16 protein-coding genes and 1 pseudogene are annotated in these 13,091 nt (G+C 55.4%); 7 read left to right on the top strand and 10 right to left on the bottom strand.

Translation table 11 applies throughout. From position 1 onward, the window contains the following. Window positions 1-169: 169 nt before the first annotated feature. The 3 genes from IM300_RS19875 to IM300_RS19865 are packed head-to-tail and all read left to right on the top strand — an operon-like array spanning window position 170 to window position 2,820. Entirely contained in the window at window positions 170-871 is a 702-nt protein-coding gene (locus IM300_RS19875) for a phosphohydrolase (RefSeq protein WP_193037981.1), read from the top strand. A 43-nt stretch (window positions 872-914) separates the two neighbouring features. Further along, a complete protein-coding gene (locus IM300_RS19870; protein ID WP_131636856.1) occupies window positions 915-2,348 on the top strand; it encodes a DNA cytosine methyltransferase in 1,434 nt (477 codons plus the stop codon). Beyond that, a complete protein-coding gene (locus tag IM300_RS19865) occupies window positions 2,329-2,820 on the top strand; it encodes a very short patch repair endonuclease (RefSeq protein ID WP_193037979.1) in 492 nt (163 codons plus the stop codon). Before IM300_RS19870 ends, IM300_RS19865 begins: the two co-directional genes overlap by 20 nt. On the opposite strand, the gene yedA is transcribed toward IM300_RS19865, so the two are convergent. Continuing rightward, complete coding sequence (gene yedA, locus IM300_RS19860) at window positions 2,792-3,706, bottom strand: drug/metabolite exporter YedA (RefSeq protein ID WP_107533307.1); 915 nt, start codon at window positions 3,704-3,706, stop codon at window positions 2,792-2,794. The genes IM300_RS19865 and yedA overlap by 29 nt on opposite strands. Window positions 3,707-3,881: 175 nt before the next feature. Between yedA and IM300_RS19855 the strand changes: the two genes are divergently transcribed. The 3 genes from IM300_RS19855 to dgcQ all read left to right on the top strand — a co-directional run bounded on the left by IM300_RS19855 (window position 3,882) and on the right by dgcQ (window position 6,841). Further along, window positions 3,882-4,796, top strand: a complete 915-nt coding sequence (locus IM300_RS19855) for a DUF808 domain-containing protein (protein WP_353887284.1) — start codon at window positions 3,882-3,884, stop codon at window positions 4,794-4,796. 78 nt (window positions 4,797-4,874) lie between these two features. Beyond that, a complete protein-coding gene (locus tag IM300_RS19850) occupies window positions 4,875-5,057 on the top strand; it encodes a YodC family protein (protein ID WP_063450184.1) in 183 nt (60 codons plus the stop codon). An 83-nt stretch (window positions 5,058-5,140) separates the two neighbouring features. Continuing rightward, window positions 5,141-6,841: a cellulose biosynthesis regulator diguanylate cyclase DgcQ gene (gene dgcQ / locus IM300_RS19845; RefSeq protein ID WP_193037977.1), complete on the top strand. Its 1,701-nt coding sequence runs from the start codon at window positions 5,141-5,143 to the stop codon at window positions 6,839-6,841. On the opposite strand, the gene IM300_RS19840 is transcribed toward dgcQ, so the two are convergent. Then, on the bottom strand, window positions 6,826-7,626 hold the full coding sequence (locus IM300_RS19840; RefSeq protein ID WP_193037975.1) for a mannosyl-3-phosphoglycerate phosphatase-related protein: 801 nt from the start codon (window positions 7,624-7,626) through the stop codon (window positions 6,826-6,828). The two genes, dgcQ and IM300_RS19840, sit on opposite strands and share 16 nt — an antisense overlap. Before the next feature lie 297 nt (window positions 7,627-7,923). Further along, entirely contained in the window at window positions 7,924-8,151 is a 228-nt protein-coding gene (gene yodD, locus IM300_RS19835; RefSeq protein WP_017383339.1) for a YodD family peroxide/acid resistance protein, read from the bottom strand. A 128-nt stretch (window positions 8,152-8,279) separates the two neighbouring features. Between yodD and dsrB the strand changes: the two genes are divergently transcribed. Next, entirely contained in the window at window positions 8,280-8,468 is a 189-nt protein-coding gene (gene dsrB, locus IM300_RS19830) for a protein DsrB (RefSeq protein ID WP_003859583.1), read from the top strand. A gap of 99 nt (window positions 8,469-8,567) precedes the next feature. Here the strand turns inward: dsrB and rcsA are convergent, their stop codons facing one another. The 7 genes and pseudogenes from rcsA to fliM form a co-directional block, all read right to left on the bottom strand. Next, a complete protein-coding gene (rcsA, locus tag IM300_RS19825) occupies window positions 8,568-9,191 on the bottom strand; it encodes a transcriptional regulator RcsA (protein WP_006811161.1) in 624 nt (207 codons plus the stop codon). A 287-nt stretch (window positions 9,192-9,478) separates the two neighbouring features. Then, window positions 9,479-10,274: pseudogene (fliR, locus tag IM300_RS19820) on the bottom strand (flagellar biosynthetic protein FliR). 6 nt (window positions 10,275-10,280) lie between these two features. Beyond that, complete coding sequence (gene fliQ / locus IM300_RS19815) at window positions 10,281-10,550, bottom strand: flagellar biosynthesis protein FliQ (RefSeq protein WP_003859587.1); 270 nt, start codon at window positions 10,548-10,550, stop codon at window positions 10,281-10,283. A 10-nt stretch (window positions 10,551-10,560) separates the two neighbouring features. Continuing rightward, on the bottom strand, window positions 10,561-11,298 hold the full coding sequence (fliP, locus tag IM300_RS19810; RefSeq protein ID WP_193037971.1) for a flagellar type III secretion system pore protein FliP: 738 nt from the start codon (window positions 11,296-11,298) through the stop codon (window positions 10,561-10,563). Next, on the bottom strand, window positions 11,298-11,672 hold the full coding sequence (gene fliO, locus IM300_RS19805) for a flagellar biosynthetic protein FliO (RefSeq protein WP_063868410.1): 375 nt from the start codon (window positions 11,670-11,672) through the stop codon (window positions 11,298-11,300). The genes fliP and fliO overlap by 1 nt, the downstream gene beginning before the upstream one ends. A 2-nt stretch (window positions 11,673-11,674) precedes the next feature. Beyond that, a complete protein-coding gene (gene fliN / locus IM300_RS19800) occupies window positions 11,675-12,088 on the bottom strand; it encodes a flagellar motor switch protein FliN (RefSeq protein ID WP_003859592.1) in 414 nt (137 codons plus the stop codon). Continuing rightward, entirely contained in the window at window positions 12,085-13,089 is a 1,005-nt protein-coding gene (gene fliM / locus IM300_RS19795) for a flagellar motor switch protein FliM (RefSeq protein ID WP_063450179.1), read from the bottom strand. The genes fliN and fliM overlap by 4 nt, the downstream gene beginning before the upstream one ends. Window positions 13,090-13,091 lie beyond the last annotated feature (2 nt).

Raw genomic sequence — 13,091 nt, 5'->3', positions numbered from 1 at the left:
ATAGTAAAGATATTACAAAATATTTCTTTTTATCTCTTTATTTTTCACGTGAATTAATGCTTTGAATATATAGCGGGTAATTATTATTAAGTATTTCGCAATTCTATTTTTTAAAGTCTTTCATTTGGATATATTATAATTTCACGCTTTCGAACTACAGGACGTCATAATGGAACTTGCGCAGTGGCAGCACCGCTTTGAACGCTGGCTCAATGAAAATCATTCTACCGAGGACGCGGCGCATGATATTGCGCATTTTCGCCGCGTCTGGATGACCGCGCAGACCATCATGGCCGGGGAGCGCGCCGATCCGCTGGTCGTGCTGGCCGCCTGCTACTTCCACGACATTGTCAGCCTGCCGAAAAACCATCCCGAGCGGAGTCAGTCCTCGCGGCTGGCGGCGCGTAAAACGCGCGAAATCCTGAGCGGCGCGTTTCCGGACTTTCCGGCAGAGCGCTATGCAGCAGTTGAACACGCTATCGAGGCGCACAGCTTCAGTGCGGGCATTGCGCCGCAGAGTACAGAGGCGAAAGTCGTGCAGGACGCTGACCGGCTGGAGGCGCTGGGCGCCATTGGCCTGGCGCGCGTGTTTGCCGTGTCGGGGGCGCTGGGCGTCGCGCTGTTTGACGCCGACGACCCGTTTGCCGGGGCGCGAGCGCTGGATGATAAAACCTTCGCGCTCGACCACTTTCAGACCAAACTCCTGCGCCTGCCGGACACCATGCAAACCGCACGAGGCCGGGAGCTTGCGCGTCACAATGCTGATTTCCTGATCCAGTTTATGGCGAAGCTGAGTGCCGAATTACAGGGGGATTACCTCGGAACAGATAGCCAGGTGCTGAACCATTTCCGTCGCAGTCTGCGATCCTGAACTGTGGTACTCTGTTTTCTGTCTTTATTGCCCGGTTAAGAGAATGCAGGAAAATCGATCAGTGACTGTGCCCGCGCCCGAGCGGGTTGAGAAATCAACGGCAGCCGTGCAGGCACTCCTGCGTCAGCTGCTGGAAATGTACGATGCTAAAACGCTGGCAAACCAGCTGGAGGCCCATGGCGAGAGCCACTGGAGCCCGGCGATACTCAAACGGCTGCTGATAAGCGACAGGGCAGGACACCGCCTCAGCGACGGCGAGTTCCGCTACCTGCAAAATTTGCTGCCGCGTCCTCCTGCCGCGCATCCGAATTATGCTTTTCGCTTTATCGATCTCTTTGCCGGCATCGGCGGCATTCGCCATGGCTTTGAAGCCATTGGCGGGCAGTGCGTGTTCACCAGCGAATGGAACAAGCATGCCGTGCGCACCTATAAAGCGAACTGGTACTGCGACCCCGACGCGCACCAGTTCAATGCGGATATTCGTGACGTCACCCTGAGCCACAAAACCGGCGTCAGCGACGAAGAGGCCGCCGAACACATCCGTAACACCATTCCGGCGCACGATGTGCTGCTGGCCGGTTTCCCGTGCCAGCCGTTCTCGCTGGCTGGCGTATCGAAGAAGAACGCGCTGGGGCGCGCGCACGGCTTTGCCTGCGATACGCAAGGCACGCTGTTCTTTGATGTTGCCCGGATTATTGATGCCCGTCGCCCGGCGATTTTTGTGCTGGAGAACGTTAAGAATTTAAAGAGCCATGACGGGGGCAAAACCTTCCGCATTATTATGCAAACCCTGGATGAACTGGGCTACGACGTGGCGGATGCAGAGGATATGGGGCCGGACGATCCGAAAATTATCGACGGCAAACACTTCCTGCCACAGCACCGCGAACGCATCGTGCTGGTGGGTTTCCGCCGCGATCTCAATCTGAAAGGCGACTTTACGCTGCGTGATTTGCCCTCGCTCTATCCGGCGCGTCGTCCGACGGTGGCCGAGCTGCTGGAGCCCGCCGTCGATGCAAAATTTATTCTGACCCCGGTGCTGTGGAAATACCTCTATCGTTATGCCAAAAAGCATCAGGCAAAAGGCAACGGCTTTGGGTTTGGCATGGTTAATCCGCTTAATCCCGACAGCGTGACGCGCACGCTGTCGGCGCGCTACTACAAAGATGGCGCGGAAATTCTTATCGATCGCGGCTGGGATAAGGCGCTGGGTGAAAAAGATTTCGACGATCCGCAGAACCAACAACACCGGCCAAGACGCTTAACCCCGCGCGAGTGCGCCCGCTTAATGGGGTTTGAGACGCCGCAGGGCTACCGTTTTCGCATCCCGGTGTCGGACACCCAGGCCTACCGCCAGTTTGGCAACTCGGTGGTGGTGCCGGCTTTTGCCGCTGTCGCAAAACTGCTGGCCTCTCGCATCAGCAAGGCCGTTCAGCTTCGTCAGAGTGAGGCCGTCAATGGCGGACGTTCACAATAAGGCCACGCGCAGCAAGAACATGCGCGCCATCGGCACGCGTGATACCGCGATTGAAAAACGGATCGCTGGCCTCCTGACCGCCGTCGGGTTTGAATTCAGGGTTCAGGATGCCACGCTTGCGGGGCGTCCTGATTTCGTGATCGACGCGTACCAGTGCATCATCTTTACCCACGGCTGTTTCTGGCATCATCACGACTGCTATCTGTTTAAAGTCCCGGCGACGCGCACCGAGTTCTGGCTGGAGAAGATTGGCAGGAACGTCGAGCGGGATAAACGCGACGTTTCGCAGCTTTACGCCCAGGGCTGGCGGGTGCTGATTGTCTGGGAGTGCGCGCTGCGCGGAAAAATGAAGCTGAATGATGCGGAACTGACGGAACGGCTGGAAGAGTGGATCTGCGGCGGCGGTCAGGCCGCGCAGATCGACACCCAGGGCATTCACCCGATCACGGTTTCTCCACCCCACACGGCGTGACAACCGGCTTCGCGGGCAGCAGATATTTACCCAGCGTGACCAGCACCACGGCAAAAACAATCACACCCAGCGCCAGCCATTCAATTGGCGACAGCACTTCGCCAGCGAAACCGGTACCCAGCAGCACGGCAACCACCGGGTTAACGTAGGCGTAGCTGGTGGCAACCGCCGGGGAGACGTTGCGGATCAGGTACATATAGGCGTTGATGGCGATAATCGAGCCAAACAGCGCCAGATACCCGACGGCCAGGAAACCAGAGAGGCCTGGCATCGCCGTCAGTTTTTCACCCGCCAGGGTGGAGGCAATCAGCAGCACGATCCCTGCCGCGAGCATCTCAATGGCACCCGCCATCATCCCGGAAGGCAGCTCAATGCGGGAGCCGTAGACCGAGCCGAAGGCCCAGCTCATGGAGCCGATCATGATCATCACCGCAGCCCACGGATTCCCGCTCAGGTTACCGCCGCTGTTAAGCATGATGATGCCCGCAAGCCCAATCGCGATGCCCAGCCATTCGAGCTTGCGGGTGCGGATCCCGAACAGACGACTAAAGCAGAGCGTAAACAGCGGCACGGTCGCGACAACTACCGCGGCGATCCCCGACGGCACGTTCTGATGTTCGGCAACGGTTACCGCACCGTTGCCCACCGCCAGCAGCAGCAGGCCGATCAGGGCGGCGTTAAGCAGAGGGCGCAGCGGCGGAAGCTTATGGCCGCGCAGCAGCAGAAACGTCAGCAGCAGCACGCCGGCTGCAAGGAAGCGAACGCCTGCCATCATCAGCGGGGGCCAGCTCTCTACGCCAATGCGAATGACAAAATAGGTGGATCCCCAGATGATATACAGGGAGAAAAGCGCTCCAATGAGCGGTAATAAATGCCGGAAACGCATAGTCCCTCACGACGGAATAAAAAGGTCGCTCATAGTTAACGCCAAAACTATCTCGCTGGCGAGCGCTTTAATTGGGCTGGTTATGTGAAATTTTTGTTGACGCGAGGTGCCAGTTTCCGGGCGGTGAGTTTTGTTCCATACTATTCACTTAATTAGCAAAAAAAGAAGGATAGAGATTTTGGCAGGAAGTAGCTTATTAACATTACTGGACGATATCGCCACCTTGCTGGATGACATTTCGGTGATGGGAAAACTGGCGGCGAAAAAAACCGCCGGGGTACTGGGAGACGATCTGTCCCTGAACGCGCAACAGGTGACCGGCGTGCGGGCGAACCGTGAGCTGCCGGTGGTGTGGGGCGTAGCGAAAGGGTCCTTTATTAACAAGGTGATCCTCGTTCCGCTGGCGCTGCTCATCAGCGCCTTTATCCCCTGGGCCATTACGCCTCTGCTGATGATTGGCGGGGCGTTCCTGTGCTTCGAGGGCGCCGAAAAGGTGCTGCATATGCTTGCGGCGCGCAAAGAGAAAGACACCCCCGAGATGCGCCAGCAGCGTCTGGAAGCGCTGGCCGCGCAGGATCCAAAAACGTTCGAGCGCGATAAAATCAAAGGCGCGGTTCGTACCGATTTCATCCTCTCGGCCGAAATTGTGGCGATTACGCTTGGGATCGTCTCCGAAGCACCGCTGATGAATCAGGTTCTGGTGCTTTCGTTGATTGCCATTCTTGTCACGGTTGGGGTGTATGGCCTGGTCGGGCTGATCGTCAAGCTGGATGATATCGGCTTCTGGCTGGAAAAAAAATCCAGCGCCATTGCACGCGGTATCGGCAAAAGCCTGCTGGTACTGGCCCCGTGGCTGATGAAAAGTTTGTCGATAGTGGGAACCCTGGCGATGTTCCTGGTCGGCGGCGGTATTATCGTGCACGGCGTGGCCCCGCTGCATCATGCCATTGAACATCTGGCGTCAGGTTATGGTTCGGCAATCGCCGCCATTCTGCCGACGCTGCTTAACCTCGTGCTGGGCTTTATCGTCGGTGTCATTGTGGTGGCAGTGGTTAAGCTGATTGGAAAAGTACGCGGCACAGCGCATTAATTATTGATGCGCTGCGGGTGCAAAAAGGCTATTCCTCGTCTAAATTGAAAACGTTTCACCCTGATACAGGAGGCAGGTATGGTCTTTTTGGTCAGTGATGAAGTTAAGCCTAAAAGTGGTGGTCCAGGCATGATTGTTACCGGTTATTCCAGCGGAATGGTGGAGTGTCGGTGGCATGACGGATACGGCATTAAGCGTGAGGCTTTTCGAGAAGACGAGCTTCAGCCTGCGAATAACAGGCAAGAGCGCGACAAGGCTTAATCACACAACGCCCGGCCATGCCGGGCGTTTTACTGGCAGAAGACGTATCCTGTCGGATGGCGGGCGACAATCAGGGAGTGGGTGTGCAACACGATACCTTTGTTGAAAAACAATCTTTGTTGCAGTGGCTGCATAAGCGTAGCAATCCCGGTTTGATTGTTAATCTCTGTTTTATCGTTGTGCTGATCTTTTCCACCCTCCTGACCTGGCGCGAAGTCGTGGTGCTGGAGGAGGCCTACATCTCCAGCCAGCGTAACCATCTGGAAACGGTGGCCAGCGCGCTGGACAGACAGCTCCAGTTTAGCGTCAATAAAATGCTCTATTTTCGCCACAGCATGCTTGATGCGCTGGAGACGCCGCTGGCGTTTGGGGTTCTGCAAGAAGCGGTAAAGCGTTTTGAACGCGTGAGGCGCTCCCCCGTCTGGCAAATCGCGGTCGATCCAAAACGCACGTTACCGATTAACGGCGTTTCGGATGCGTTTGTTGAACAAACAACGCTGCTCAACCGCGATGACGATTACCTGGATAAGGAGATCTCCGCCGCCCTCGAAGTGGGCTATTTGCTGCGCCTTGCATCCACGAACTCACGTCACGAGGAGCGGATATTATACGTTTCTCGCGCGGGATTTTTTCTGGAAACGGATACGCCTCCCCATCACAGCGATATTGCACAGCGCTATTACCATCTGGTGACGCAGCCCTGGTTTACGCAGCAGACCGATCGTGAAAACCGGGCGCGGGCGGTTCGGTGGTTTATCTCTCCTCCCTCGGCCTTTGCCGGAAAAAAGCCGCTCATTACGGCCAGCGTGCCGGTTTACTACGATCATGTCTGGTATGGCGTGGTGGCGATGGATTTTACCTTTGCGACCATGCGTCAGCTGCTGGTGGAGGCAATGGACGATCATACGGAAGGGGAGTACCAGCTGTATGACAGCCGCCTCAACATGCTGGCGACCACCGAGAGGCCAGCGGACGAGGTGAATCATTTCAATGAGCTGGAATTAGCGCAAATCGCGCACACCATAGAACAGGACACCGAGGGCGGTATTCGCCTGGGAAGCCGTTTTATCAGCTGGGCGCGCCTCGATCATTTCGACGGCCTCGTCCTGCGGGTCCATACCCTGGATGAGGGCGTGCGCGGAGATTTCGGCAGCATCAGCATTGTTTTGGCCCTGCTTTGGGCGCTGTTTACCGCGATGCTGCTGATTTCATGGCTGGTGATCCGGCGCATGGTCAGTAATATGTATTCGATGCAGAACTCGCTGCAATGGCAGGCCTGGCACGATCCGCTGACCCGGCTGAATAATCGTGGGGCGTTGTTTGAGCAGGCGAAAAGGCTGGCGAAGCAGTGTGAACAGCAGTCGCTGCCGTTCTCGGTCATTCAGATCGATCTCGACTGCTTCAAGAGCATCAATGACCGGTATGGGCATCAGGCGGGTGATAAGGTGTTGACCCACGCCGCCGGGCTGATTGCCAGTACCCTGCGCGCGAATGATATTGCCGGACGCGTCGGTGGCGAAGAGTTCTGCGTCGTGCTGCCCGGCCTGACGATTGAAGAGGCGGCAGACGTCGCAGAACAGATCCGCGAGCGTATCAACAGCAAAGAGATCCTGATTAAGAAAAGTACGACCCTGCGCGTGAGCGCGTCGTTTGGCGTTTCCTGCGCCCAGGAGAAGGGCGACTACCACTTCGAAAATCTGCAATCCGCCGCCGATGCGCGGCTGTATGAGGCGAAACAGCGCGGGCGTAACCGGGTTGTCTGGCAGGCTCACGACAAAAAGTGATCGAGCCCTTCACGCCAGCCGGCCGGTCCGGTGTGCTGCGTATGGTATACCCGCGCGGGATCGTTGTTTTTAAGGCTGACACCCTCCCGGTTGAAGCCTTTCACCACCACGGCGAAGCCTACGCTGTCCAGCAGCGGCGCATCGTTGGGGCCGTCGCCCAGGCCCAGCGTCGTCGGCTCTTTTCCCTCGTGCAGGCGATACTGGTCCACAAGCCAGTGAACCGCCACGTCTTTGCCGCAGGCGTTGTCCAGAATGTGCCAGAAGCGTGCTCCCTGGACGATCTTCAGCCCCTGCCGGGCCAGTTCGGTTGCGAAGCGCGTCATTTGTTCATCACCGTCACGCCAGATAAGCGTCACGGACGCCTCATGTTTGCGTGCCAGCGCCGAACGTGGGCGGCTCAGCCCGGTCCATTCGGCGACCACGCGCTCATCCACATCATCAAAGGTGGTAAATTTCAGGTGCAGTTCCTGACGAACCCGGTCAATAAACTGCCGGATTTCGTCATGCTTTTTTTCTGAGATGAACCGGGCGGCGTTTTCCCACCGTACGTCAGGCTGGATCACCGCGCCGTTTTCCCCAATGTAAGGTAGCCCGACAAGCCCAAGCTCCTGCTGGATGTCCTGCATCTCAGACGCGGTTTTGCTGCTGCACAGAATGACCGGTATCTGCTCATCCTGTAGTCTCTCCAGCCAGGGGGCGGCAGGCTGCCAGTCAAACGTGTGAAAATCCAACAGCGTGCCGTCGAGGTCAGTAAAGACCAGCAGCGTCTCCTGAAGCGAAGGCATAAACTCTCCTGGAAGATGGCGCGTTTTATGAGAAAATTCTTAAAAAAGAGAGGCGTTGTCACCACGTTGAACCGGTAACGATCCCGACAAACCCACACCCGACGCAGGTTTATACTCATAACAAAAAATCACATGTATAAAATATTATATTCGCTCAGAGAATATATGCTTGTAAGAAAATTCCGTTGGGGATAATGTCTTACCTGCATCAGATTTCCTGGTGTAACGAATTTACAAGTGCTTCTTGCATAAGCAAGTTTGATCCCGGTCATCCCCATGACCGGGATTTTTTTCGCCTTAGCGGTTCGTCTCCGAGACGCTAAAGTCATGGATATCCAGCTCGAACGCTTCGGCCAGCTCGCGGTAGGTATGGTAATCCCGACCGTTGACCACGACGCGGTCTGAATTATCCTCCGCACGATGAACTTCGGACTCACTGATTTCATTAATGGCGGCAAGCAGGGCATCGACGTCCACCTCAACCTCACGCTTAATGGTGTCGCTGTACTCTTTGTCGGTCTTCATTTCGGGCTCCTCATTTAACCGTCTCCACAGCTAAGTATAGACCGCACACAAAAACGCCATTCGCGCCGGGCGGCGATGCCAGGGAAGGTAATTTGTTCTACACTGGCTCAAAACCACAGGAGAAATGTATGAAGGTCAACGATCGGGTAACCGTCAAAACGGACGGTGGGCCGCGCCGCCCGGGTGTGGTGCTGGCGATAGAAGAGTTTAATGAAGGCACAATGTATCTGGTGTCGCTGGAAGATTACCCGCTCGGCATCTGGTTCTTTAACGAACTGGGCCACCCGGATGGGATCTTTGTGGAAACGGCGGAATAGGGCGGCGTCGGGGGCGTTGCCTCCCCGGCTCCGGCTGCTGAAAAGCAAAATCTCTGGCCAGGCCAGAGATCAAGGTAGGGTACAACATGGCCGTGCAACTTAGCGCATATTAACGAAAATCCCATTCGTCACATTATCTGTCAGGCGTACGACATGGTAAATCACTTGCTTATTATGCGTTTTAATTTTCCTTTTAATATTTCCTTTGTGTGACGATACTGTTTTTGCCTTGATATTCATCTGGTCTGAGATCTGAATTGTCCCTTGTCCTGCCATCCACATTCTTAACATACTTGATTCAGTTCTGCTTAATGATAGGGTGGGTAAGTTAATCGCACCTACATTCTTTACTTCTTTATTCAAATAATCGCCCAGAATGTCGTCAAGCGACTCTGGTTTAATCGATTTCGAACTGATTAATAAGTTTTTACGCACCAGCAAATACTCATCGAAATGAATATTGGCGATTGCCATAAAAACAATAAACAAGGTCTTAGGATGCTGATTAATGATCTGCTTAATGTGCTGACTGTTAGCGGGGTCGTGAATGAAACAGTCCTCATTAATAAACACCACGCCGGGCTTGTGGACGTCACAAGCGGCTGCGAGTTCTTCAACGGTGTGCGCATCGTTGATGTCTCTCTTTCTTACCCCTCTGCTTGCTAAGTACCCGGTTAACCCTAGCCGGGTGTAGCTGCATAAATCCATAATGATCGTTGACATGGCATACCCTCACTCAATGCGTAACGATAATTCACCATCTGCCTGAGAGCTCATAAACAGCCATACGGGATGGAAAAAAGCTAATAAAACCTGTGAGCATGACAAAGACTTTCAGGCGAACTCACTATCCCGTAAAGTTACGTATAATTTGCCAGGAATCATCTTAAAGTAAAGTAAATATTAAGTATTGTGAGGTGGTTAGAAACATTTAAACCGCGTCAGATATATCCTGGTAGATGTTTTTCGAGATTATTTTTAGGAATATCCTCAGAAAGACATTGCAAACGCTACGGGTTATTATTTGCGTGGTAGTTCGCTGACAATATCCGCTAACAGATTGAATATCTCGCTGAATAAATGTTCGCAGAAGGGGGCGATAAGGGGCATCAATAATGACATTAATAAAAGGCCAACCGTCAATGTCACTGGAAAACCGATGACGAAAACCGACAGCTGCGGGGCCATTCGGTTGAGTAAACCCAGTGCGAGGTTAACCGTGAGCAGCAGGGTAATGATCGGCAGCGCCAGCATCAGCCCGTTGAGGAAAATCAGTCCGGCAGCCCGCACCAGCGCCAGAAAGGCGTTGCTGTTTATCGGGTTGTCGCCAATCGGCAGCGTATGGAAGGTATCCACCAGCATGGAGATCAGCCACAGGTGGCCGTTGAACGAGAGAAACAACAGCATTGCCAGCAGGTCGATAATGCGCGCCAGCACGGGCATATTCAGATGGCTGCCGGGATCAACGAACGTTGCGAAGGAGAGGCCCATTTGCAAGCCGATCAGTTCCCCCGCCGTTCGTACCGCGGCAAAGGCGAGCTGCATCGTAAACCCGACCGCCACGCCAATCATCACCTGTTGCAGGGCAATCCAGATCGCATTCGGGGAAAAAATGGGAATATCCACCGCCGGCAGGGATGGGGCAACGATAACGGTGATAACGATGCCCAGCCCAATTTTGACGCGTTTAGGCACCGACTTTTCACTGAGAATGGGGGCGGTGGAGATCAGCGCCATAATGCGCAGCATCGGCCAGAAATAGATCCCGAGCCACTGAACAAACTGATCGCTGGTGAAATGCAGCATCGTCCGTCAGCCGATGATGTAAGGCAGGTTGGTGAACAGGTTGCGCATATAGTCCAGCAGCAAATTCAGCATCCATGGCCCGGCGACGATAATCGCCACGAAGACGGCAATGATCTTAGGGATGAACGACAGGGTCATTTCGTTAATCTGCGTGGCGGCCTGGAGAATACTGATAATCAGACCGGTTACCAGCGCCACCAGCAGCAGGGGCGCGGCCACGGCAATCGCGACTTTCATCGCCTCCGTGCCCATCATCATGACCGATTCAGGCGTCATTGCGCGCTCCTCAACTGTAGAAACTCTGCGCCAGCGAGCTGACCAGCAGCTGCCAGCCGTCGACCAGCACAAACAGCATGATTTTAAAGGGCAGGGCAATGGTCGCGGGCGGAACCATCATCATCCCGAGCGCCATCAGGACGCTGGCGATCACCAGGTCGATGATCAGGAACGGAATGAAAATGGTGAAGCCAATCTGGAACGCCGTTTTCAGCTCGCTCGTGATATACGCCGGCAGCAGGATGCGCATCGGCACCGCTTCCGGCCCCTGTAGCTCCCCCGTGTTCGCGAGACGGGCAAACAGGGCTAAATCCGCTTCGCGCGTCTGGCGAAGCATAAATTCACGTAATGGCTGAGCCCCCTTTTCCAGGGCGACCTGCATGGAAATTTTATCTTCGCTGAACGGCTGATACGCCTCGGTGTAAATCTTGTCGATCACCGGCGACATAATGAAAAAGGTCAGGAACAGGGCTAAGCCCAGCAGCACCTGATTGGGCGGCGCGGACGGCGTGCCGAGCGCGTTGCGCAGCAGGCCAAACACGATGATGATGCGGGTAAAGCTGGTCATCATCAGCAGGATCGCCGGGATAAAGGTCAGCGAGGTGATGAACACCAGCGTCTGCACGGACAGGGACCAGCTTTGACCCCCGTTCGCCAGCGGTGTGGAAACCAGTCCCGGCAGCTGCGCATACACGGAGGGCGCGAACAGGCCCAGGCCTGCCAGCGTAAGGAATAACAGACGACGCATCAGGATCTCCCGGAACGCTTGAGCAAACTCTTCATAACGGACTGGAAATCCGCAGGGGCCGGGGCGTTTGCCTCTACCGCGGCAGGCGCAGGGGGCAGCGTGTGCAGGACGTTGATGCTGGAGGCGGTCACGCCCAGCACCAGTCGCGCATCTTCCACTTCCACAATAACCACGCGTTCGCGTGGACCGAGCGTGGTGCTGGCGCTGACCTTCAGCCCGCGCGTGCCGGCCGTTTTCCCCGCCAGACCGAAACGCTTCGCCAGCCAGGCGGCGAGAAGGATAAAGGCAATAATACCGAACAGCGCGCCGCTCACCTGAAGCAGCGGTGAGCCGGGTACGGCGGAGGGCGCGGACAGTGTTGCCTGGGTTTTCATGCTTAACGGCTCAGACGACGCATACGTTCGGAAGGAGTAATGATATCGGTGATACGTACGCCGTATTTATCGGCCACCACCACCACTTCGCCCTGGGCAATCAGGTAGCCGTTGATCAGAATATCCAGCGGCTCACCGGCTAAACCGTCCAGCGCCACCACGGACCCCTGCGTCAGGCGCAGCAGCTCTTTAATGGTCATGCGGGTGCGGCCCAGCTCAACGGTCAGCTTGACCGGAATGTCCATAATCAGGTCGATGTCCTGCAACGTGCCGCTGACGTCACCGCCGCCTAACTGCTGGAATACCGCGTCTGCCGCGCTTTTCGTCGGCGTCGTTTTTTGCTCGTTTAACGCGTCAGCCCACAGATCGTCCAGTGCTCCGCTGTTTTCATCGGACGGATTGTTCATGTCACTCATTTGGGCTGTTCCTCATTCAGCGAATTCAAAATCGGGTTGATCAAGTGCTCAACGCGTAACGCATACTGGCCGTTAATCGTGCCGTACTGGCTTGTCAGCACGGGTACGCCATCCACATGGGCAATAATGCGGTCGGGTTTATCTATCGGCAAAACGTCGCCGGGTTGTAATTTCAGGATCTGCGATAACCGCATAGAGATGTCGGCAAAGTTGGCCACCAGCTCCAGCTGCGAATGCTGTACCTGACGCACCAGGTTCTCACGCCAGTTCTGATCTTCATGGCGTGAGTTCTCCAGCGGCGGGTTCACCAGCAGTTCGCGCAGCGGTTCAATCATGCTGAACGGCAGGCAGATGTTGAACTCGCCCGTCAGGTTGCCGATCTCCACGTGGAACGGGGTGTTCACGACGATGTCGTTCGGGGAGGTGGTGATGTTGGTAAACTTCACCTGCATCTCGGAACGCACGTACTCCACTTCCAGCGGGTTAATCGCTTTCCACGCGTCGCTGTAGGATTCCAGCGCCAGCTTCAGCATGCGGTTAATCACCCGCTGTTCGGTATGGGTGAACTCGCGGCCTTCTACTTTGGTCGGGAAACGACCGTCGCCACCGAACAGGTTATCCACCGCGATGAACACCAGGCTTGGCGAGAACACGACGAGGCCGGTACCGCGCAGCGGTTTGAGATGGATCAGGTTAAGGTTGGTTGGCACCGGCAGGTTGCGGGCAAACTCATGGTACGGCTGAATGCGGATCGCCCCGACGGTTATATCCGGGCTACGACGCAGCAGATTAAACAGCCCCATACGGAACTGACGTGCAAAACGTTCGTTGATGATCTCCAGCGCCTGTAATCGCTCGCGCACCACGCGACGCTGGGTATTAGGATCGTAGGGACGAACATTATCATCGCCGGTTAAACTCGGCTTCGGATCGTCACTCTTATCGCTGTCGCCGTTGAGCAGCGCATCGATTTCTGCCTGAGAAAGAATACTGTCGCCCATGT

This window comes from Enterobacter cloacae complex sp. I2 (assembly GCF_014896205.1).
Taxonomy (GTDB): domain Bacteria; phylum Pseudomonadota; class Gammaproteobacteria; order Enterobacterales; family Enterobacteriaceae; genus Enterobacter; species Enterobacter quasihormaechei.
Note: the sequence above shows the minus strand (reverse complement) of the source record. Positions and strands in the feature narration are given on the sequence as shown.

What these genes read in the sequence shown, in the direction of transcription:
- dsrB (WP_003859583.1), top strand. Translation starts at nt 8,280, where the DNA reads ATGAAGGTCAACGATCGGGTAACCGTCAAAACGGACGGTGGGCCGCGC.
- rcsA (WP_006811161.1), bottom strand. Translation starts at nt 9,191, where the DNA reads ATGTCAACGATCATTATGGATTTATGCAGCTACACCCGGCTAGGGTTA.
- IM300_RS19865 (WP_193037979.1), top strand. Translation starts at nt 2,329, where the DNA reads ATGGCGGACGTTCACAATAAGGCCACGCGCAGCAAGAACATGCGCGCC.
- fliO (WP_063868410.1), bottom strand. Translation starts at nt 11,672, where the DNA reads ATGAAAACCCAGGCAACACTGTCCGCGCCCTCCGCCGTACCCGGCTCA.
- IM300_RS19840 (WP_193037975.1), bottom strand. Translation starts at nt 7,626, where the DNA reads ATGCCTTCGCTTCAGGAGACGCTGCTGGTCTTTACTGACCTCGACGGC.
- IM300_RS19870 (WP_131636856.1), top strand. Translation starts at nt 915, where the DNA reads ATGCAGGAAAATCGATCAGTGACTGTGCCCGCGCCCGAGCGGGTTGAG.
- IM300_RS19875 (WP_193037981.1), top strand. Translation starts at nt 170, where the DNA reads ATGGAACTTGCGCAGTGGCAGCACCGCTTTGAACGCTGGCTCAATGAA.
- yedA (WP_107533307.1), bottom strand. Translation starts at nt 3,706, where the DNA reads ATGCGTTTCCGGCATTTATTACCGCTCATTGGAGCGCTTTTCTCCCTG.
- yodD (WP_017383339.1), bottom strand. Translation starts at nt 8,151, where the DNA reads ATGAAGACCGACAAAGAGTACAGCGACACCATTAAGCGTGAGGTTGAG.
- fliM (WP_063450179.1), bottom strand. Translation starts at nt 13,089, where the DNA reads ATGGGCGACAGTATTCTTTCTCAGGCAGAAATCGATGCGCTGCTCAAC.
- fliQ (WP_003859587.1), bottom strand. Translation starts at nt 10,550, where the DNA reads ATGACGCCTGAATCGGTCATGATGATGGGCACGGAGGCGATGAAAGTC.
- fliN (WP_003859592.1), bottom strand. Translation starts at nt 12,088, where the DNA reads ATGAGTGACATGAACAATCCGTCCGATGAAAACAGCGGAGCACTGGAC.
- fliP (WP_193037971.1), bottom strand. Translation starts at nt 11,298, where the DNA reads ATGCGTCGTCTGTTATTCCTTACGCTGGCAGGCCTGGGCCTGTTCGCG.
- IM300_RS19850 (WP_063450184.1), top strand. Translation starts at nt 4,875, where the DNA reads ATGGTCTTTTTGGTCAGTGATGAAGTTAAGCCTAAAAGTGGTGGTCCA.